Source organism: Candidatus Binatia bacterium (assembly GCA_026415395.1).
Lineage (GTDB): Bacteria > Desulfobacterota > Binatia > HRBIN30 > HRBIN30 > HRBIN30.
Genome location: JAOAHD010000007.1, coordinates 1059625 through 1080285 on the forward strand (window position 1 = coordinate 1059625; position 20661 = coordinate 1080285).

Genomic DNA, 20661 nt, shown 5'->3' on the forward strand with positions numbered 1-20661 from the left:
GATGCAGTCACCCTTGCGTGCTGAAGACTATGCTCGGTTCCTTACGCTCCAAGGCTACCATGTCCGTCGGAACGGGGACGTGTTTTGGTTCGAGGCCAGTCGCTGGTTTTTGCTTTCAGCACCACACCACCGTGAGTACGAGGTAACCCGAGAGGAGCTGCAGGGCCTCTTCCGTGGCTTTGGCTGCGCTGGCGTGCGCTTTGCTGCTCCGCTGAACTGCGAGTGGGGCCGGCTTAGTTACCAGATCGTGCTCGACCGGCATGACTACGGGCTCGAGCAACTGAGTAGCAATGTCCGGAGCAAAGTACGTCGAGGGTTAAAGCGGTGCGAGGTTCGTCCAACGGATTTTGCCACACTCGAAGAGCATGGATGGGCTCTCCACGTGGAAACTCTTGAGCGGCAAAATCGCGGGGGGTCGTGGAGCCGAGAGCGGTGGCGGCGCTTTTGGGACGCCTGTCGCAAAACTCCGGGCATCGAGGGATGGGGCGCCTGGGTAGGTGATCAGCTGGTTGCCTTTCTCGTTACCGTAACCTTCGACGATGCCGTGGAGTTTCTCCTCAGTCGATCGACGACGGGGGAACGTGGCGCTTACCCCAATAATGCGCTGGTTTTTCGAGTTGCTGAGGAGATGCTCGTACACCGCGGCGTGCCGCAGATTACGTTTGGGTTGGAATCACTCGAGCCGGTTCAACCTCTCGATGAATTCAAGTTCAGCATGGGTTTTTACCCGCGCCCAATCCGCCAAGTGGTTGTGTTCCACCCGCTTCTTCGCTTGTTGCTTTCCCAGCCGCGAGCTCGAGCCTTGGTGCGACAGTGGGCAGCTCGACGAGGGAGACACGCGGTTTTTTGGCGAAAGGCTGCAGGACTCCTCCGGTTCTCGGAAGAGTCGAGCCCATAGGAGTTGGGAAAGGGGCTTGATTTGAAGTCGGGTTCCATGATGGGAAGGGGCAGCATTATCCGCGGGAAGTGTAGGTGAGCAGTTTGGGAGGGAGGCCGTTGCGGCCATGACGGCAGCGAGTCCACAGTACAGGCACCATTCGCCGGAGCCCTCGGGGGCACGGCGTGAAGTTCCGTTCTACCGACCGGACATCAGCGAAGAGGAGATCCAAGCGGTTGTCGACACCCTTCGCTCGGGATGGCTCACGATTGGTCCCAAAACCCAGGAGTTCGAAGCCCGCTTTGCTGAGTTTATCGGCGCGCCACAGGCTGTGGCGGTCAGTTCCTGCACGGCGGCTCTTCATCTCGGGCTGAATTGCATTGGGCTGGAGCCCGGCGATGAAGTGATCACCAGTACACTCACGTTTACCGCCACTGGTGCCGCAATCATTCACGCGGGTGGTCGGCTGGTGCTCGCTGACGTGAGTCCGGACACCCTCAACCTCGATCCGGTTGACGTGGAGCGGAAGTTATCTCCGCGGACCAAAGCGCTCCTTCCCGTGCATTTTGCTGGGCACCCGGCTGCTATGGATGAGCTTTTGGAAATCGCGCGGGCGCGCGATCTGGTGGTGGTTGAGGACGCAGCCCACGCCCTCCCTGCTTCGTACAAGGGGAAGAGGGTCGGGACAATCGGAGACCTGACCGCGTTTAGCTTTTACGCAACCAAGAACCTTTGCACCGGCGAGGGGGGGATGCTCACAACTGCTCGCGAGGAGTGGGTCGATATCCTGCGCACGCGTCGACTGCACGGGATGAGCCGTGATGCGTGGAGACGATACAGTAACGAAGGGCAGTGGCGTTACGACGTGCTGTACCCAGGCTTCAAGTACAACATGACGGACCTCAACGCTGCCCTCGGGCTGGTGCAGCTCCGCAGACTAAAAGGTTTGCATGCACGCCGAAAAGAATTAGTGCAACTTTACCAAAGTCTGCTGCAGGATCTGGAGGAAATTGTCCTTCCAGCCGTGCGCCCCGAGGTCGAGCACGCGTGGCACTTGTTTGTCGTTCGCTTGCGTACGGAGATGCTGCGTATTGACCGAGACCGGCTAATGGAGGAGCTGCGACTTGCTGGGATTGGCACGCAGGTCCACTTCGTTCCGCTCCACATGCACGCGTTTTACCGGACGGCGTTTGGCTTCGAAGCGAAAGACTTTCCGGTCGCTTCGGCCGTAGCCGAGCAAATTTTGTCATTGCCTCTGTTTACCAGGATGAGCGACGAAGATGTTGCGTTCGTTTGCGAGCAACTGAGGAGGATCGTCTGTGCGCACCGACGCTGAAGCGGGGTATCTGCAAGTTCCCCGCGTTCCGGCTTGGGGCTTTGGCCGGATGGGTCCGATCGGGCGTACGGCGAAGCGTTTGCTCGACGTGACTCTCGCGGTTCTTGGCCTCGTCTTGCTCTCGCCGCTCTTTCTCGCGGTTGCCGTGCTCATCAAGTTGGATTCTCCTGGCCCGGTATTTTTCCGGCAGCGCCGGGTTGGCCAAGGCGGCTCGTTGTTCCGTATTTTTAAATTTCGTACCATGGTTCAGGGGGCCTACCAGATGGGCTCTCGGCTAACCGTTAAACGCGATCCTCGTGTAACCAGGTTGGGAAAGTTTCTGCGGTGGTCCAAGATCGATGAATTGCCGCAGTTGATCAATGTACTCAAAGGCGAGATGAGCTTTGTAGGGCCCCGGCCGGAGGACCCTTATTTCGTGCAGTTCTACCGGGGGGAGCAGTTGCAGGTGCTGAGTGTCCCACCGGGCATTTTTGGCCCAAGCCAAATTCACGGGCGAGACGAAGCTGACGAATACCCTGACGGGTTGAAGGACACAGAAGCCTACTACGTGGAGCATATCCTGCCAGCCAAGTTGCAGCGTGATCTGGACTTCGTCCGCAACGCAACGTTTTGGAGTGAACTGAAGTTCTTGCTCGGTGGGGTTTGGGCCACGGTTCGGGGAGCGGTGCGTGCCCGGTATCTTTGGGAACGCCGCAAGCGGATCGCGTTATTGTTAGCCGATGTGGGCTGCGCCATTGGTGCATACCTCACGGCGCTGCTCGTTCGGTTTGATTGGCACATTCCGCCCGCCGAGTACGTTCCGCAAACGCTTTTGCTGGTAACGGTCTTGCGTCCAGCCGTTGCGGTCTATTTCGGCGTTTATCAGAGCGTGCTCCGTTACTTCGGTGTGTGGGATTTTATTGCGCTGTTCAAAGCGGTCACTACGAGTTCGCTGCTCGTTGCGGGACTCACCTACTTTTTAGGGATGCAGTCCCACCCTCGCTCCGTGTTCGTCATTGATTGGGCACTGGTGTTGCTGGGTTGGGGAGGGTTGCGGCTGATGTTGCGGAGCTACTTGCGCTCGACCTTCAAGAGAACAAAGCGGCGCATGCCAGCGCTAATCGTGGGAACCGGCTTGGGCGGCGAGCAAATGTGTCGGGCGATGATGGAGGAGCCCCTGGCCGCATATGTTCCGGTCGGGTTTGTCGATGAAACGCCAGAGCGGTGGGGCGCGCGCATCCACGGGGTCAAGGTCTTGGGGGGCATTGCCGAGCTCCCTCTTGCATTGGCCGCAAAGAAGGTAGATTCGGTGTTCGTCTGCCTGTCCGATGTTAGTGAGGAGGTTGCGCGCGAGGCAATCGAGGTTTGCGCACGAGCGAATGTGCCGGTCCGGATTGTCCCGGCGCTGAACCAACTGCTGTTGCCCCACGGCTCGCCCTCACCTCACTTAGAGCGGGCCGGGGCAACTTAGTGGCCGGTTATGCGGTTTCCGCGTTGACAAACCGCCCAGAGACAGGTTTCGAAAGTGTCGACGCGAGAGACAGCGCCGGGTGTCCCATTGGGGCGAGATTGTGGTGGCGGCAACGGCGATTCCAGTCAGCCGATAGCCTTTCTCTATCCTGCATTTCCTGTCCTCCATCAGACTTTCGTGATGTGGGAGTCGCTCGGCCTGACGCAGCTGGGCGTCGATTTACGACTTTACTCTCTACGGAGAGCAGCGCAATGCAAGCAACAGCCAGAGGCGGAAGCAGTCGTCGGGAAAGTTGCATACGTTCCCTCTCCTCTTTCTGGCGCAGTCCTGAAGGCCAACCTCCGCACCGTGTGGAGCAGGCCACGGCGTTATGTCGGTAGCTTATGGAAGCTATTTCGACATTGGTGGTCTGATCGTGCGTTGTTGGTAAGGCGCCAGCAAGGAAAAAAGGACAGCGCTTATGTTTCCTGGACGATGCGTTTAGAAGCGCTGTGGAACACGAGCGCTACCGTTTACCTCCTTAAGTCGTTGTGGTTGTTTCCACTAGCAGTTTACTTGGGTGAGCACCTTCGCGAACAGGGCGTCACGCGTGTTCACGCTCACTGGGCCACTCATGCGACAACGGTGGCCCTGCTGATGCACTGGATTTTTGGGATTCGCTTCAGCTTTACCGCCCACGCTTATGATATTTACCTCATGCCGATTCTGCTGCCGGCGAAGCTGGAAGCCGCGCAACTGGTGGTGACGTGCGCTCGAGTCAATGCAGAGTACCTTCGGGGCCTGACGAAAACAGGGGGAACGCGACTTGTTGTTAACTACCACGGAGTCGATTTGCAGCGCTTCTCGCCTCGGGCGCGCCCACGCCAGAATCCGATTCCTCGCATTGTGTCCTGCGGTGCACTTCGCCTCTACAAAGGCCATCACGTTCTCATCCAAGCGTGCAAGCTTGTTACACGCCCGCTGCAGTGCGTCATCATCGGGGAAGGTCCGCAACGGTCAGTTTTAGAGAAACTCGTGCGCGACCTTGAATTAGGGGAACAAGTGCAATTCACCGGTCCGCTGGTGCAGGAGCAGGTTGCGGAGGAGTACGCCAAGGCGGATTTGTTCGTTTTGGCTAGCGTCGTCGTCGAGGAGTGGGGCCGACAGGATGTGATTCCAAATGTCTTGGTCGAAGCGATGGCTATGGAGATTCCGGTAGTGGCTTCGGATTTGCCAGGGATTCGTGAGCTGATCACTGATGGCGTCCATGGGCGGCTGGTCCCTCCAGGCAATCCGCGTGCCTTAGCCGAGGCGATCGTGGAGCTTCTCGATAACAGATCCCTCCGAACAGAACTTGCCAGGAACGCGAGAGCTCGCGTCGTGGAAGACTTCGATCGTGATCGTAATGTGCGGGAACTAGCGCGCGTCTTGGTGCAGCCCTCGACAGTCAAGTGAGCGTCGTAGTGCTGTTTTTTTCTTGCAATTTTCCAAGGCTTGTGAAAGTGAGCAGGTGCGCCTGCAATGTGGGTTGACCCGGCAGCGGAGGAAATTTTGTTGCGTGACAAAGCCGCTATCCAGCGGGACGTAGGAAAGGAGAGTCGACGGCCGGGGCGTGTCCTGAGGCCGATGACTGGTTGGTACATCCGCACGTGGGGACTGGACAATTTGCTGCGTTGATGGTTGATAGCGCAGGCTTGTAAACTGCGTCGCAACTCGGTGCGAGCAGGAAGGCGGGTCCAAAGAACAGGAATCTGTGAGCCGAATTCTCGGATAACAGGGAGGGGTCTTGGGTATGCAGAGAGACACGATACTGGTTACCGGCGGTGCTGGCTACATTGGCAGCCACTTGGTCCGCAGGCTGTTGCAGCGTGGCTACCGAGTTCGTGTGTTGGATAAATTTTTGTACGGAGAACACGGCATCGCGGAGCTGCAGGGAGACCGTGACTTCGAGGTCCGCTACGGCGACATTTGCCACATTCGCGACGTGGTCCAAGCCGTCAAAGGTGCGCGGGCAGTCGTGGCGCTTGCGGCCCTTGTCGGTGACGCCGCCTGCGATTTAGACCCAAAAGAGACGTTGATGACGAACTATGAATCCACGCGCGTGCTCTTGGAGGCATGTCGTGACGCTTCCGTGCAGCGTTTGGTTTTTGCCTCTTCTTGCAGTGTGTATGGTGCCAATGGAAGTAGCACCTTGCATGAAGACTCGCCCCTGCACCCGGTGTCATTGTACGCTCGGACCCGTATCATGTCCGAGGATATCCTCCTCCGAGAGGCGGGAGATGTGGAGGTCGTGATTTTGCGTTTGGCTACGGTTTGCGGGTTGTCGCCGAGAATGCGCTTTGACTTGATGGTGAATACGATCACCGCGCGCGCCACCGTGACTGGCACCATTCGCATTCTGGGTCCTCACCAATGGCGCCCGCACATCCATGTCCAGGACGCCGCTGAGGCGTTTGTTCAAGCGGTAGAAGCTCCAGCCGCCCGTGTGGATCGAGGAGTCTTCAACGTGGGTGGCGATCATTTGAATTTTACTGTGGGACAAATCGCGCAAAAAGTCGTGGAGTACCTCCCCGGAACAAAGGTTGAGGAGTTCGATCATATCGAAGATCGCCGGAGTTACCGCGTATCGTTTAAGCGGATCCGAGAGCGCCTCGGATTTGTTCCTCGCCTGACAGTCGAGGATGCGATCCGCGAGGTGCACGCGGTACTGCAGTCCGGTGAAGTGGGCGATTATAGTGCTTCCATCTATTACAACGTAAAGCAGCTTCAGGAATACACGCGACAGCGAGCCTCAGCGTAGTTGTTGGTCAAACGGCTGCCCACTTCTTTATCGCATCGACCTCACTTCCGATCTCATCTGAGTTCCCCGGTTTGTCATGAAGTCTGGTGGACCAGTTCGTGTAGCTTTGGTTGGTTGCGGGCGGATCGCCCACGTGCACGCGAGCTACCTACGATCGATTCCAGGGGTGCACCTGGTGGGTGCTTGCGATGCGAGCCCGGAGGCGCGGGAGGCGTTCACACGGCGTTGGGGACTGCCTACATGTGCAAGCCTTCGCGAGATGCAGGCTGCTCTCGAACCCGATGTCGTACACGTGTTGACCCCGCCGAACACCCACGCGACGCTGGCCATTGAACTCATGCGTGCGGGGCTGGATGTACTGGTTGAAAAGCCCATGGCCACATCTGTCCGCGAAGCGGACGCGATGATTGCAACTGCAAATCAGCTCGGCCGGGTTCTCAGTGTGGACCATAATCGTTGGTTCGACCCGGTCGTCTTGCAGGCGCGCCAATGCATCCGGGATGGAGCCTTAGGCAAGTTGGTCGCAGTTGAGCTGTTTGCTGCCTTTGGAGAAGGCGAAGCTGGCGAGATTCAGGAGTGGAAACAGAGCCTTCCGGGCGGGCCGATCTTTGACGTTCTGCCGCATCCGGCGTACTTGGCGCATGGCTTTCTGGGACAGCCGCAGCGGGTAGCGGCACTTCACGGGTTTCGAGAGGATGGAGTTGTCACTGAGTTGCGTGCTGTCCTCGAAGGCGAGTCCGTTTTGGGCACCCTGTGCCTGTCCTCGGGTGCTCGCCCATTCGCAAATACGGTGACGTTGTATGGCACCGAGCGAACCGCTTTTGTGAACTTGAACAACATGACCCTGATTTTGCGGCGCTCACCGAAACTGCCCAAGCCGCTGGCAAAGGTACTTCCGAACCTCGATGAGGCGTACCAACTGTGCGCCGCTACCGCAAAAAACACCCTCGCGTTCCTTGCCGGTCGGCAGCGATACTACCCGGGGATCGGTGTGCACTTGCGGGCGTTTTATGAGGCCTACCGACGTGGACAGAAACCTCCCGTTTCTCCTGAGGATGGCCGAGCAGTTGTGCGATTGATGGAAGAGCTGCTGTCTCCACTGTCGGCAACGCGGGCGGGGAGTTTGCCCCCGGAGGCGGTCGCGTGAGGGTGCTCGTTACCGGTGCTGGTGGCTTTTTGGGTAAGGCTCTGGTGCAAGCTTTTGTAGAACGGGGCTGCCTCGTGCGAGCGCTCACCCGCTGGAAGACGGATAGCAAGTGGCCGCCAGGAGTAGAGGAAACGGTGGGAGACGTGACAGACCCAGCGTGTCAAGATCGGATCCTGTCTGGCGTGCAGGCAGTCGTCCATGCTGCCGCTCGGGTGACGACAGAGGGTTCTTGGGAAGATTTTGCGAGTGTGAATGTTCGGGCGACCATGGCTTTGCTGGAAAAATCAGTGGGCCACGGCGTGGCCTGTTTTGTCCACGTGAGCTCCCTGAGCGTGTACGATGTGCCACACGACAACTACACGGTTACGGAGACGTCGCCGTACGAGAGCGAAGCGAACGCTCGTGGCCATTACAGTCGTTCCAAACTTGCGGCCGACCGGCTCGTGTTGTGGGAGGCAAAACGTGGGCTGCCGGCGATGGTCCTGCGCCCGGGACTCTTGTGGGGGCCAGGGCGGAGACCTCCCTTGGCGCGCCAGAGTTTTTTGCGGAATGGCTGGTGCTTCCTCCTGGCCCGGCGAGATTACCCGCTGCCATTGAGCCACGTACGGAGTGTGGCTGATGCGGCGGTGTGCGCTGTGGAAAAGGGACCAGGTGTAGGTGGTCACGCTTTCAACGTGATTGACGCGCACGTGCCGCAAAAGCTATGGACGGAGGCCTACCGGGAACTGAGCGGGGCCAAGTGGCGCCCAGTGTACCTGCCCGTTTCTGCCATCGGTGGCGCCGTCCTTTTGGCAGAAAGGGGGCTCAGTTTTATTGGCCGCCGCCCCCCTGTGAGTTACCATCAAATCGCCCGCGCTACTCGGCGCGCATATTACGATTCCAGTTGCGCGCAAAAGTTGCTGGGCTGGACTCCGCGGGTCAATTGGCGCGAGGACTTGCGCGAAGTCTTCGAGTCTTTGAAAAGTTCCTGACCGAGTGCGCAAATATGGCTAGTGAATCTCTCCGGCGCCCCGAGGAACTGAAGTCGTATTACCGGGACGAGAGGGTCGTCGAAACGTACCTCAATGTGCGGACGGCACAGCCGTTGAACGGGCTGCTACACCGTCGTCAGGTCGCACTGCTCAACGGATTCATTGCTGCGACACGACCCAGCCGGGTTCTCGAGTTGGCCTGCGGTCCCGGCCGACTCACTGCCGAGATGCTCAACGTGGCCTCCGGTGTGGCGGTGGATGCCAGTGCTCCAATGCTGCGCATGGCACGTCAACGCACGCGTGTCGGATCATGGGCGTTTCTCCGCTGCGACGCCTTTCGCTTGCCATTTCGGGACGCCAGTTTCGAACTGGTTTACTCCGCTCGCTTTGTGCGGCATTTTGAGCTCCCAGATCGCCGCCGGCTTTACGCGGAAGTACAACGTGTTTTGTCGTCGGATGGGTGGTTCGTCGTCGATGCTCTGAACTTCGATACTTCCTATCCGGCTCGGCTTGAGAGGGGACTGGAGCATTACAAAATTTACGACGTTCTTTATCGGCCCGGTGAAGCAGAGAGAGAACTAACCGAGGCCGGCTTCCGTGTGGTCAGATTGGAAGGGATCCTAAAGTGGTTCCCTTTGCAGCGCCGCTTAAACCGCTTGAGGTTTCGCGCCCCTAGGCTGGCGAGGCAACTTATTGAACTGCTGGAGAAGCTACCGGGAAACTACCCGCAGACGTGGATGATTTTCTGCCAGAATAAAGGGCTGCCGCCACCGTCGGCCCGAGACCGCTAGCTGTTCCTCCTCTCCGGGAGGCTTAAGAGGGTAGCGCTGGATGAGGCGATTGTCGCTGGAAATGATGGCTTTGTTCGGGTCGCGGGTGGGCGTGGCCGGCTTCGGTCTGGTCACGAGTATCATCCTGGCCCGCGGCCTCGGCCCACACGATCGCGGCTTGCTCGCTCTTGCGCTGCTTTTGCCATCGACGCTGCTGACTCTGACGAAGCTCGGTATCGCGCAGGCTAATGTGTATTGCACCCGGCGAGAAGGCGCGCCGTTGGCGCAAGTGGCGAGCAACTCGTTGGCGCTGGCCCTGGGGCTTGGCTTGCTCGGGGGAGCCGTGGTGTGGCTCCTGCGGGAACCTCTGCAACGGACAGTTTTGCGCGACTTACCCACTTGGGCCCTGCTGGTCGCGATGTGGAGGTTACCGCTGCTTCTCATCGACAGTTATTTTTGGGGTGTCTTGCAGGCAATGGGCCGTTTCAGCGTGTATAACCGGCGCACGCTTGGCGGAGCTGCCGGTGTTTTGGTTGGTGTCGGCACGCTTTGGATGGTGGGTCGATTGTCGTTGAGTACCGCACTAACGGTTTACGCACTCTGTACCACGTTAATGGTCGGATCACTCGTTGTGACGGTGCGACGCTTATTGCCCTTTAGCTTGGGAATCGACAGGTCATTGCTCGCTCGGCAACTGAGCTTTGGGAGTAGGTCTTACACCCAAATCCTGACGATGCACCTGTTGTACCGCAGCGATGTGTACCTGGTAGCATATCTTCTTGATCCCGCACGCACGGCCTTTTACAGCCTCGCACTGCATTTCGCCGAGGTGTTGCTGGAGATCCCACAGGCTGTGGGCTGGGTAATTTACCCGAAATTGGCTTCTATGGACAAAGCTGACGTGCATCGCACAACTGCCCAGACGTGTCGGCGAACACTCCTGCTCACTGCACTCGCGGGCCTGGCCCTCGTGGGCATTGGCCCTTTCCTAATTCCGCTTTGGTACGGTCGGGCTTTTGCGCCGGCCGCTGCTCCGCTGCCATTTGTTGCGGTCGGAGCTGTAGCGATGGCCATTTTTACCATTCTTTCTCGTGATTTCACCAGCCGAAATCGGCAGTCCGTGAACATCTTTGCCGGTGCTGTTGCACTTGGCGTCAACCTCGGGCTGAACGTTTTTCTAATTCCTCTTTGGGGTATTGTTGGGGCAGCAGTTGCTACGGCAATTGCGTACTGCTTGGCGGCCGGATTGTTGATCGGTTTTTTCCGTCTCGAGTCCGGCTTGAGTGTGCGAGAGGCATTAGTACCCCGTTGGTCTGACGTGACCGCGATCTGGACAGCCGCGCGCCAGCCGATTGAGCGAAAACTCGCTCGCCTTCCCGTTGCGCGGCGATTTGTTACGCAACCGAGCAGCGTTACCGCCGAGGGCACAAGTACGCACGCTAAATAGACAGCCAATGCGATGCCCATCTTTGATCTGAGCGGCGCAATGCATGGGGTTTCCTTCTCGTTCCGAACGGATTACAGCCCCCTCCATGCTTATGCCGCACAGCACCTGGCACTGATGCTTGATGGGAGAACTGACGGCGCTGACGTGGCAAAGAGACAGGTCGTTTCGGCCTTGCGATGGGTGGAAGGGCAGCCGTGGCCGCGCTCGCACTGGAGCAACATCGTCGAATCATGGGTGAGGGTGGATCGCGACCTCTATGTGGGAGCCGGCGAGTTGTGTTGGTTCCGCGTAGACGATCTGCGAGACCTGGTTCTGCAGGTCCAACATCAACAAAGAGACCTTGTGGCTGTGACTGGAACGTTCTTTTTCCGATTGGGAAACAGCTCGCTCACGGACCGGTTACGACGGTGGCGGTTGGGCAAGCGCGTGCGCGAGTTCGAGCGCCGACGCTTCCCGACACTTGTGAGTTACTTGGTGTATTATCCGATATGGTGGGTCCATGAGACGCAGATGGGCCGTCACCCAATTCACGCGGCAGCAGTGGCAACTCCTCGCGGTGCGATTGTGCTTGCGGGTGCGAGTGGCGTCGGAAAGTCCTCGATCAGCACGGCCCTAGCCGCGCATCCCGGCAACTACATGCTGTCGGACAGTTTTGTGCTCGTGGAAGGAACGCGGGTGTTCGCGGTTCCTGAGCCGATTTTGTTGGACCACTACGCTCGCGACTGGTTGGCGACCCGGGTTGAATGCCTGCAACCGGTGGATCATCACTACATGTTGAATCGGGATGGTTACCAGATCGCTCCGGCCAAATTTCAGCCGAGTGCAAACGCAGCTGTGCTGATTTTGCCACAACGGGGCCATTCATGGGGATGCCGGAAGATCGACGCGGCGCGTGCCTGGCAACGGATTACGGCTGCAAATTTTCTGGTGAATGACTTGCGGCGGTACTATGCGTTGACCGCTGCTTGGGAGCAGCTTGAACCGAAGGGGTTGGTGATTCAGCGAGAACGCGCGGTGGAGGAACTCACACAGTCAGTGGCAGCCTTTGAAGTTGAAATTCCACCCACAGCAGCAGCCGAGTTCGTTGTCGAGAACCTCATGGGGTTGCTCGAAAGCCAGCGTGCTCCATTGGCGAAGCATGAATGATCCGATCCGCGTGCTCGTTGTCGAAGCCTCCAGTGGGGGAGTTGTTGGAGGATCGTTGACTGGGTTGTACCACATGATCCGCGGTTTCGATCGTAGCCGTTACCACTTCGGAGTTGCCCTCTACGAAAAGAAGCCGATCGAGCCGAATCTGGAGGCATTGGGAGTTTCGTTGTTCAAGCTAGGGCGGCGAAGGTTGCCGAAAGAGCATGTCTTGCAGAGCACGAACGCGTACCATGCAGTGCGTCGCGCACCCTGGTTGCGAAGCGTGATGCACGAATCTCGGCGTGTAGCTGCAACCGCGATCGAGGACCTTCCCACGGCATGGCAATGTGCGCGAGTGCTGCGGCGGTTTCGGCCGCACCTGGTGCATGTCGGGAACGGATTGCGTGCGAACTTCGATGCTCTGCTTGCCTGCGCCGCCCTCGGGGTACCTGCGGTGTGCCATGTGAAGGGGTTTGAAAAATACAGTTGGCGGGAGCGTTGGCTGGCGCCAAGGATTGCGGCCATCGTGTCGATGACGGAAGCGGTGCGGGACCATTGCACGCGGCACGGGATCGTTCACCCACGACATGTTGTGATTTACGATGCGCTGGATCCCCATGATTTCGTCCCAACGCGGTCAGCGGAGGACGTCCGGGCAGAGTTCGGAATTCCGTGCGGTGCGCCCCTGGTTGGCGTGGTCGGCAACATCCAAGAATGGAAGGGGCAGCTCGTGTTTGTGGAGGCGTTGCATGAGCTTTTACGCGAGGTGCCGGCCGCCTACGGGATTCTCATAGGTGGGGTTCATCGCGCGGGAGAGGAGTACTTTCGGCGCATCTTGCAGCGCGCAGCCGAGTTAGGTCTGGGCCAGCGGCTTGTAGTCACGGGGTTCAGGGCGGATGTTGCAAACTTTGTCCGCGCTCTCGATGTGGTCGTGCACACGTCGGTTCGCCCAGAACCGTTTGGGCGCGTGATTTTGGAGGGCATGATGTGCGGAAAGCCGGTGATCGCCACCGCCGCCGGCGGCGTGCCGGAATTGATCGAGCACGGAAAAACCGGTTTTCTGGTCCCTCCGGGTCAGCCGCTTCCTCTGGCACAGGCAATCGCCGCGCTGCTAGGCAATGAAGATGCGCGGCGAAGCGTGGGAGCAGAGGCCAAGGCATGGGCGGAACAGCGCTTTAGTTTGGAACGGCACGTGGGCGAAATGGCTGCGTTGTACCGTGCTGTATTAGAGGAGAATCGTCATTCATGAGGATCTTGGGCATCTCTTGCTTTTACCATGATGCTGCGGCTGCGCTGCTGGTGGATGGCCAACTTGTCGCCGCTGCCGAGGAGGAGCGTTTCAGCCGTAAGAAGCACGACGCGGATTTTCCGCGGCTAGCCATTGATTTCTGCTTAAAGCAAGCCGGATTGCGGGCGACCGACCTGGACTACGTTGTGTTTTACGAAAAGCCGTTCGTGAAGTTTGAGCGGATTTTGATGACCGCACTGCAAGCCGTGCCGAAGACCTGGCGGGTGTTCGGCGATGCAATGAGCACCTGGTTGCTGGACAAGCTGTGGGTAAAGAACCTGATTTGCAGCGAACTCGCCGTGCCGGCCGATAAGGTATTGTTTAGCGAACACCATCTTTCGCATGCGGCAAGTGCATTCTTCTGCTCACCGTTCGAAGAAGCAGCGATCCTGACCGTTGACGGCGTCGGCGAGTGGGCCACTGCAACGATGGGTGTTGGCAAGGGGAATTCGATCCGGTTACTGCGAGAAATTCATTTCCCCCATTCTGTCGGCCTGCTGTACAGTGCCTTCACCGCGTTTCTCGGCTTCGAAGTGAATGAGGGAGAATACAAGGTCATGGGTATGGCCCCATACGGTGAGCCGAAGTACGTCGACAAGGTGCATAAACTTGTGCGCGTGGATGCGGATGGAGGATTTTGGTTGGACATGAGTTATTTCTCCTTCCACCACTCGACAACCCAAACGTTCAACCAGAAATTCGTCGACTTGTTCGGCGAGCCCCGAGACCCCTCGTGGCATTTTTTCACGGAGCGCTCGGGATATCCCTCGTACTTCGAGCCTAAGCCGCAGAACTATAAGGAGATGGCCGAGCGCAATCAGTACTACGCGGATGTCGCCGCCAGTATTCAGAAAGTCACGGAAGACATTGTCCTCACGATGGTCCGCGAACTTCACCGGCAAACCGGCCTAGACCGTTTGTGCCTTGCTGGTGGGGTTGCTCTGAACAGTGTGGCCAATGGCCGAATCATTCGGGAAACACCGATCAAAGAGGCGTTCGTTCAGCCAGCCGCTGGGGATGGCGGAGGCGCATTGGGCGCCGCGTTGTACGCGCAGCACCAAGTGTTGGGGCGCCCCCGTTCTTTCGTGCTCAAACACGCTTACTGGGGACAGGAGTTTTCCCCAGGGGAGATGGACGCATTTGCTCGCCAGTGCGGCATGCCTTTTCGGACGTACGACCACGAAGATCGATTGCTCGACGCCGTGGTGGAAGAACTCTTGGCGGGGCACGTGGTGGGTTGGTTCCAGGGGAGGTTCGAGTGGGGTCCGCGTGCCCTCGGAGCGCGCAGCATTCTGGCGGACCCGCGGCGCGCGGACATGAAGGAAATTGTCAACGTGAAAATCAAATTTCGGGAGCCCTTCCGCCCATTTGCGCCTTCGGTGCTCGCCGAGGCAGCCGAGCGATTTTTCGACCTGCCCGAGGCACCTCGTCACTACCCAGCTCGGTTCATGCTTTACGTTGTTCCAGTGAAAGATGGGCAAGGAGACGTGGTGCCTGCAATCACGCACGTGGATTACTCCGCGCGGCTGCAAGCGGTTCACCGCGACGAGAGCCCGCTGTACTACCGGTTGATCGAACGCTTCGGCCAAGCCACGGGAGTGCCCGTGGTCATGAACACTTCGTTCAACCTCAAGGGCGAGCCTATCGTGACGTCGCCTGCCAACGCTTTTCACACATTTGCACGGAGCGGGATGGACGCGCTCGTGCTTGGCCACACGATCATCCGCAAGCCGTGAGTAGACGAGGAGAAGTGTTGGTCGGGCTAGCCCTGGCCACGATCGGTGTGGTAGGCGCACTTGCCTTTGTCGAGATCGGGGTGCGTCTCCTGCACCTTGTCCCCGACCGTTTTTGGGAACCGGATCCAAAAATGGGCGTGCGCTTGGTCGCGAGCAAGCGCGGCTGGTGGACGCAGGAGGAGCGTGAGTTCGTTGTTCCGGTAGAAATCAACGCACAGGGCCTGCGGGACGTGCCCCGTAGCTACGCAAAGCCACCGGGCGTGTATCGGGTTTTGGTCGTGGGCGATTCGTTCGTTGAGGCGATGCACGTGCGGCTCGATGAAATGTTCACGCGGCGGTTGGAGCGCTTGCTCGATGGGGTAAGCGCAAGCAAACGAGTGGAGGTAGTGAGTGCAGGCGTCAGCGGTTGGGGAACTGCCAGCGAGCTGCTTTGGTTGCAGGAAGAGGGGGTTCGCTATCAGCCAAATTTGGTGCTTCTGAGCTTTTATCCTGGAAACGACATCAAGAACAATTCTCCCAACCTCGAGGAAACTTTGCCTCCGGTCTACGACGAGGAGGGTAACCTGCGTTATGTCCGGTCCAACAAGGCTAAAGGCGCGGAAAATCCAAGGCTGCTTGCGCGTTCAAAGGCTTACGCTTTCCTGCGCCAGCTCGTTTTTCTCCGACAGCCAGCAGTAGGTAGGGCTTTGGAGCGACTCGGGCTTGTGCGCCTTCCCCCAGCCGCGGCACCTCGCTTGAGGAATGGACTCCCGGTAGACTATGGCGTTTACGAGGTACCGGCGGACGAAGTTTGGCGGGATGCGTGGCGGCGCACAGAACGACTGCTCAGAGAAGTGCGGGATACTGCCGGGAAGATGGGAGCTCAGTTTGGCATCGTGGTGATTGCAGGGCGTGAACAGGTGAGTGGGGCTTCTTGGGATCGCATCTTGGCAACTTACCCAGAGGCGAAGAGTAAACAGTTTGATCTCGAGCAGCCGGAGCAGTGGGTGGAACAGTGGTGTCAAGCCGAACGCGTCCCCTGCCTGCGACTGACACCACCCTTCCGAGCGGCGGTCGCCGCTGGCCAGGGGCCACTCCATTTCTGGTTCGACGGGCATTGGACTCCCGAAGGACACCGCGTGGCGGCTGACGAAGTTCGCAAGTTCCTACTTGCAAATTTCCCGATCTCGTAGAACAACCCGGTCAACATGAAACTGATGTCCGGATTTAGAAGTCGGCTTGGAATCGCGCGAGAGTTGCTGAGCTTCTTGTGGGAGCGCAAGCTGTGGTGGCTGATTCCCATGGTGCTTGTGCTGCTCGCCTTCGGTGGCCTGATGGTGACTGCCCACAGCTCTGCCTTAGGGCCGTTCATTTACACGCTTTTCTGATGGCGTGCTGAAATTGTTCCAGGTCCGAAGTCATTTGTGTGGTGGCACCTGAGGCCCTCGGTTTCGCAGCCCTTGTGGGCGGCGGTCCTCTGCGTCAGTATCGTCCCGGGTCCTCTGTGCGCGGCAACGATATACGTGCGCATCGGCGGAAACGACAACGCTGACGGGCGAACGCCTGCCACCGCACTCCGAACAATTGCGGCCGCGGCCAGCAGAATTTCGAACCCTGGGGACGTTGTTGTCATTGGACCAGGGACTTACGAGGAAGGGAACATTGCCCCCGCGCGGAACGGCATTCAAGGGCGGCCGGTGTCCTTCCGTGGGGACCCAACAGGAGTCGAGACTGGGGATCCGGCAGGACCAGTTCGCATTGTTGTGCGACCTCCGGCCACCACCGCATTTCTCTTGCTCGGAAATCGTTTCGTAAGAATTTCGGACCTCCAGATTGAAGGTGGCAGCGATGCCGGGATTCAGGCCCGCCCGCGCCCTGGTGGCAGCGCAAGCGCAGCTCTCGTCTTGGAACGGGTGCTCGTTCGCGGGAGTGCAAAGCGCGGCATTGATCTCCGAGGCGTACAAGGATCGGTGCAGATTGAGAGTTCCGAGGTTTCGGACAACGGCTCTGGGGGGCTGTCCGTCGAAGGAGATGGCGCAACCACAACGGTGACGATTTTAAATAGCCAAATCCAACGCAACAACGGCCCGGGAGTATTTTTGCGTTTGCTAAGTGCTGCCACGATTACGGGGAGTACGCTCCAGAACAACACTGGCGCTGGGATGGTCGTGCGCGGAGCGAGCGCGATTGTTGTGCAAGGCAACCAGTTCATCAGTAATGCGGAGGAGTCGGTCAGCGCTGGATCATTAGAACCGGTTACGGACCTCGTCTTGGAGAACAATCGGTCGAGCGCGGCTGGAAAGACAGCCTTTGTCTTGGTCGCGAGCGGCGAGGCCCGCCTGCGGGGCAACGTTGTGACGGCCGAGGGAAGTCACCCGGGAGCCGGCATCTCCGTTGAAGCTGCTGGCCACGAACCGCTCGTGCTTTCGATCGAAGCAAACCAGGTCGATGGCGTGTCCGATGACTGTGTGCTTGCTCGTTCAGCTGGAGTAGTCCGACTGGCAGAGAATGCACTGAAAAACTGCGGTGGCAACGGCATCCGTTTGGAAAGCGTCAGCGCGGCGACAGTTGTGGCGAACTCCGCAACTCAGTTGGCGGGGAGCGGAATTCTGATCAACGGGGGCGACCGAATTAACCTGGTGGCCAATTCCGTCACCCAAGCCCGAGGTGGGGGGATCGTCGTGAACGCTGGCGCGACGCAACTTCAAGCGATCCGCCTGGATCGTGGCGAGATTTCGGCCGCTGATGGGGTCGGTGTCTCTATCCGTGGAGCCGCAGCGGTGCGTGTTGTGGGTACCACCGTGAGAGATGGTTCGGGGCATGGCGTGCTCCTCCGTGAAGTGAGCCGCGTTGAACTTGACCGACTGCAGGTCGGTCGTATGGGTGGGACAGGCCTCATTGTCGGAGGGGACACCGATTTTAGCAATCGCTCAGTGCGGGTTTCGGGTGGGCGGTGGTACCACTTAGGCGGTGGTGCCCTAAAAGTTTGGACGCAAGGATCTGTCTCCGTGACGGGCACCGAGGTGTTAGACTCGGGAGGGCCGGGCATCTCTGTGGCGGGTTTGCCAGCGACCCGAGTGGAGATCGTTGATGCCTCGATAGGCATGCATCAGGCCGATGGGGTGTTTATTCGCGGGGTCCGATCTGGAGCATTGGTGAACAATCGTGTGTTCAGCAACCGACAATCTGGCATCGTGCTGCGATCTACAGACCAGGTGTTTGTCGCCAACAACTTAGTATATGCGAATCGAGGGGAGGGCCTTGCTGTTGGGGTGGGCGGTGAGCCGAGTGCACGCACTGTAGTCGTTTTCAACACGCTGTATGGCAACGGACTCAGGGGGATTCGCATCGATGGGCCTGGTGATTCCTCCTTGGTGGAGGGTGGGCTGGTACTGAATAACATCATCGCGGGGAACCGCGAGGCTGGTATCGCTGTCGCACGCACGGCGATGCCTGGCTACGTCTCGGGTTTCAACGTGAATACCGATGGCTACGCTCCCGATACCCGTCGGAACCCGTTTGATATTGTCGCGTCACCGGGCTTCCTTGACCCCGCGGGGCCGGACGGTGTTCTAGGAGAGGACGGCTTTCGCGACGACAATTTTCGGTTAGCTCATCGTCGAACTGGGCAGCCAGCGAACAGTGCCGCTGTAGATGCTGGATCCGATGACGTGGGAGTACTGGGAGTCAGCGGAAGCACGGCCGCAGATGGGTTGCCGGACACCGGGCGGGCCGACGCGGGTTTTCACTACGGCCTCGATGCTTCGTCGTTGTCACAGAAGGTGAATCCGCCGTTTATGCCATTATTCGTGCGATCCGCGGCTGGTTCCGACGGGAACGACGGTCGGAGCCCTTCCACAGCATTGGCTTCGATCCGCAATGCCTTTGAGCGCGCGGTGGCAGGCGTCACCGTGGTTGTGGGCCCGGGCTACTATCGTGAGGGCGATATCCGCATTCGGAATTCCAGTGGGCGGGTGACGTTTCTTGGTGATCCTTCGGGTTACCTGACGGGAGACTTGCCAGGTCCGGTCCTGGTCGACGCCACTGGTTTCGACACGGGGTTTGTCATCCAGGATGGTGGTCCAGTCTTGGTTCGAGGATTCTACGTTACCGGGGCGTTGCAGGCCGGAATTCAGGTGCGTGCGGGTGCGGACAGTGCCGAGATTCGGGACAATATCGTGTTTTCCAATCTCCGCCGCGGGATCGATGTAAATGGGGCCAACAACGTGTCGGTGAGGAACAACCTCGTCTACGCGAATGGGACCGGCGGCGTGCAAATTCAGGCAAGCCGAGGTTCTCTTGTCGAGGGAAACACAATTTACGGTAATGGCGCAGACGGCATCCTCGTTGGCACCTCAGTAGAGGGCGGGGCGGCGACAGAAACGATGCTGTTGAGGAACATCGTGGTGGGGAACGGCGAAGCGGTTGCAGCGGCGAATGGCGTTCAGATCAAAGTCAGTGCGAATTCGCGGGAGGGGTTTCGGTCCTCATACAACGTTGTGTGGGGCAGGACCCCGTTTGCAGCTGATACCCCGCGCTCGGATAGCGACCTCGTGGTCGACCCCTTGCTCAGAAATCCGGCCGGCCCCGACGGTATCTTAGGCGCGGCGGGTTTTGCTGATGATGACTTCACCTTGTCCCAAGGGGACGACAGCATCGAGGTTAGCCCAGCGGTCGACCTCGATGTGGAGGTGCCTGATTCACATCACTGGGGCTCGACGACGGAACTTGGCACTCCAGACTTGGGCGCGGTCGATGCTGGATACCACTATCCACTCTTCCACCCGCTCGTTGAGCTAGGGCGCCCGGTATTTGTGCGCGGCACCGGCGATGATCGCAACGACGGCAGCTCTCGCCTCAAAGCAACCCGCACAGTGGAACGAGCCCTCGAGCTTACCGGAGGTGGCGGATTCGTCATTGTGGGGCCGGGGCGATATCCGGTTTCGGGCTTGGCCTTAGGGCGTCGGGCGGGCAAGGAGAAAGGGCCAACGCCAATCTTGTGGGGTGATGAAACGGGCTTGCTGACGGGGGATGCTCCTGGGCCGGTTATTCTGGACTTTGGGGGCGGACGTGGGGTGACAGTTCGTGGGTCGGCCGTTCTCCATGGGCTGCGCCTGGTCAATGCGCGCAATGCCGCAGTGCGGGTGTTGGCGGGAGCTCGCGACGTGTGGGTGCAGCACAACGTGTTTTGCGGAAATGACGGCGATGGCGTGTGGAGCGCTGCCACGGGGGTTGATCTGGTAAACAATTTGTTCGCTGGTAACGGCGGATGGGGAGTCCGCTTGACGCCGAGGCGTGGTACCGGATACGTGCGAGTTATGAACGCCACCGTTGCCCAGAATGTTGCCGGAGGTGTGTGGGTCACGGACCGCACGCGGCCCCGCACGCAGGTGCGGCTGGCGAACAACGTGATTGCTGGTAACGGCGGGACCGGCGCGATGCTTTACGTCGGCTCAGGGCGCACCGTGCCCTGGGGTTACAACTTGAACGCCGATGGCTACAGCAAGGCGCCGGTGCAAGGTCCCGGTGCGGTGGCCGCTCCACCGCAATTCAGTCGTGAGCTATCGCAACCACCTCCCGCCTGTCCCGAACCAACGGCCTTTCGTTTGCTCCCATCGAGCCCGGCGCGCGACGCTGGCACGGGCGACCTGCGGCTTCTTGGGTTGACCGGAAGGAGTGCCACTGTCGACGACGCCCCTGACCTGGGTCGGCCTGATTTGGGTTATCACCGCCTGGTCGTGCGTTGAGGGGTG

At 59.1% G+C, this 20661-nt stretch carries 16 protein-coding genes; all 16 read left to right on the plus strand.

Annotated features, from left to right (window positions below):
- Position 1: 1 nt before the first annotated feature.
- Entirely contained in the window at positions 2–898 is an 897-nt protein-coding gene (locus N3C12_09065) for a GNAT family N-acetyltransferase (GenBank protein MCX8072586.1), read from the plus strand.
- A gap of 106 nt (positions 899–1004) precedes the next feature.
- On the plus strand, positions 1005–2213 hold the full coding sequence (locus N3C12_09070) for a DegT/DnrJ/EryC1/StrS family aminotransferase (protein ID MCX8072587.1): 1209 nt from the start codon (positions 1005–1007) through the stop codon (positions 2211–2213).
- Positions 2197–3663 carry a sugar transferase gene (locus N3C12_09075; protein MCX8072588.1) on the plus strand — a complete coding sequence of 489 codons (1467 nt, stop codon included), beginning with the start codon at positions 2197–2199 and terminating at the stop codon, positions 3661–3663. The genes N3C12_09070 and N3C12_09075 overlap by 17 nt, the downstream gene beginning before the upstream one ends.
- Positions 3664–4137: 474 nt before the next feature.
- Positions 4138–5097 (plus strand): glycosyltransferase family 4 protein, encoded by a 960-nt coding sequence (locus tag N3C12_09080; protein ID MCX8072589.1) that lies wholly within the window; start codon positions 4138–4140, stop codon positions 5095–5097.
- A gap of 66 nt (positions 5098–5163) precedes the next feature.
- Positions 5164–5319: a hypothetical protein gene (locus tag N3C12_09085; protein MCX8072590.1), complete on the plus strand. Its 156-nt coding sequence runs from the start codon at positions 5164–5166 to the stop codon at positions 5317–5319.
- A gap of 115 nt (positions 5320–5434) precedes the next feature.
- Positions 5435–6442, plus strand: a complete 1008-nt coding sequence (locus N3C12_09090) for an NAD(P)-dependent oxidoreductase (protein MCX8072591.1) — start codon at positions 5435–5437, stop codon at positions 6440–6442.
- A gap of 76 nt (positions 6443–6518) precedes the next feature.
- Positions 6519–7589, plus strand: coding sequence for a Gfo/Idh/MocA family oxidoreductase (locus N3C12_09095; GenBank protein ID MCX8072592.1), 1071 nt, complete (start codon positions 6519–6521; stop codon positions 7587–7589).
- Positions 7586–8560 (plus strand): NAD-dependent epimerase/dehydratase family protein, encoded by a 975-nt coding sequence (locus N3C12_09100; protein MCX8072593.1) that lies wholly within the window; start codon positions 7586–7588, stop codon positions 8558–8560. Before N3C12_09095 ends, N3C12_09100 begins: the two co-directional genes overlap by 4 nt.
- Positions 8561–8574: 14 nt before the next feature.
- The gene (locus N3C12_09105) at positions 8575–9351 is read left to right on the plus strand and encodes a class I SAM-dependent methyltransferase (GenBank protein ID MCX8072594.1); all 777 of its coding nucleotides are present in this window, start codon (positions 8575–8577) and stop codon (positions 9349–9351) included.
- Between the two features lie 40 nt (positions 9352–9391).
- On the plus strand, positions 9392–10777 hold the full coding sequence (locus N3C12_09110; GenBank protein MCX8072595.1) for a polysaccharide biosynthesis C-terminal domain-containing protein: 1386 nt from the start codon (positions 9392–9394) through the stop codon (positions 10775–10777).
- Positions 10778–10921: 144 nt separating this feature from the next.
- On the plus strand, positions 10922–11923 hold the full coding sequence (locus N3C12_09115) for an AAA family ATPase (protein ID MCX8072596.1): 1002 nt from the start codon (positions 10922–10924) through the stop codon (positions 11921–11923).
- Positions 11916–13154, plus strand: coding sequence for a glycosyltransferase family 4 protein (locus N3C12_09120; protein MCX8072597.1), 1239 nt, complete (start codon positions 11916–11918; stop codon positions 13152–13154). The genes N3C12_09115 and N3C12_09120 overlap by 8 nt, the downstream gene beginning before the upstream one ends.
- Positions 13151–14929, plus strand: coding sequence for a hypothetical protein (locus N3C12_09125; GenBank protein ID MCX8072598.1), 1779 nt, complete (start codon positions 13151–13153; stop codon positions 14927–14929). The genes N3C12_09120 and N3C12_09125 overlap by 4 nt, the downstream gene beginning before the upstream one ends.
- Positions 14926–16101, plus strand: a complete 1176-nt coding sequence (locus tag N3C12_09130) for a GDSL-type esterase/lipase family protein (protein MCX8072599.1) — start codon at positions 14926–14928, stop codon at positions 16099–16101. The genes N3C12_09125 and N3C12_09130 overlap by 4 nt, the downstream gene beginning before the upstream one ends.
- 15 nt (positions 16102–16116) lie before the next feature.
- Positions 16117–16296, plus strand: a complete 180-nt coding sequence (locus N3C12_09135) for a DUF5989 family protein (protein MCX8072600.1) — start codon at positions 16117–16119, stop codon at positions 16294–16296.
- Between the two features lie 135 nt (positions 16297–16431).
- Positions 16432–20655, plus strand: coding sequence for a right-handed parallel beta-helix repeat-containing protein (locus N3C12_09140; protein ID MCX8072601.1), 4224 nt, complete (start codon positions 16432–16434; stop codon positions 20653–20655).
- The last annotated feature ends 6 nt before the right edge of the window (positions 20656–20661 follow it).

What these genes read in the sequence shown, in the direction of transcription:
- N3C12_09065 (MCX8072586.1), top strand. Translation starts at nt 2, where the DNA reads ATGCAGTCACCCTTGCGTGCTGAAGACTATGCTCGGTTCCTTACGCTC.
- N3C12_09070 (MCX8072587.1), top strand. Translation starts at nt 1,005, where the DNA reads ATGACGGCAGCGAGTCCACAGTACAGGCACCATTCGCCGGAGCCCTCG.
- N3C12_09080 (MCX8072589.1), top strand. Translation starts at nt 4,138, where the DNA reads ATGCGTTTAGAAGCGCTGTGGAACACGAGCGCTACCGTTTACCTCCTT.
- N3C12_09085 (MCX8072590.1), top strand. Translation starts at nt 5,164, where the DNA reads ATGTGGGTTGACCCGGCAGCGGAGGAAATTTTGTTGCGTGACAAAGCC.
- N3C12_09090 (MCX8072591.1), top strand. Translation starts at nt 5,435, where the DNA reads ATGCAGAGAGACACGATACTGGTTACCGGCGGTGCTGGCTACATTGGC.
- N3C12_09095 (MCX8072592.1), top strand. Translation starts at nt 6,519, where the DNA reads ATGAAGTCTGGTGGACCAGTTCGTGTAGCTTTGGTTGGTTGCGGGCGG.
- N3C12_09105 (MCX8072594.1), top strand. Translation starts at nt 8,575, where the DNA reads ATGGCTAGTGAATCTCTCCGGCGCCCCGAGGAACTGAAGTCGTATTAC.
- N3C12_09110 (MCX8072595.1), top strand. Translation starts at nt 9,392, where the DNA reads ATGAGGCGATTGTCGCTGGAAATGATGGCTTTGTTCGGGTCGCGGGTG.
- N3C12_09120 (MCX8072597.1), top strand. Translation starts at nt 11,916, where the DNA reads ATGAATGATCCGATCCGCGTGCTCGTTGTCGAAGCCTCCAGTGGGGGA.
- N3C12_09125 (MCX8072598.1), top strand. Translation starts at nt 13,151, where the DNA reads ATGAGGATCTTGGGCATCTCTTGCTTTTACCATGATGCTGCGGCTGCG.
- N3C12_09135 (MCX8072600.1), top strand. Translation starts at nt 16,117, where the DNA reads ATGAAACTGATGTCCGGATTTAGAAGTCGGCTTGGAATCGCGCGAGAG.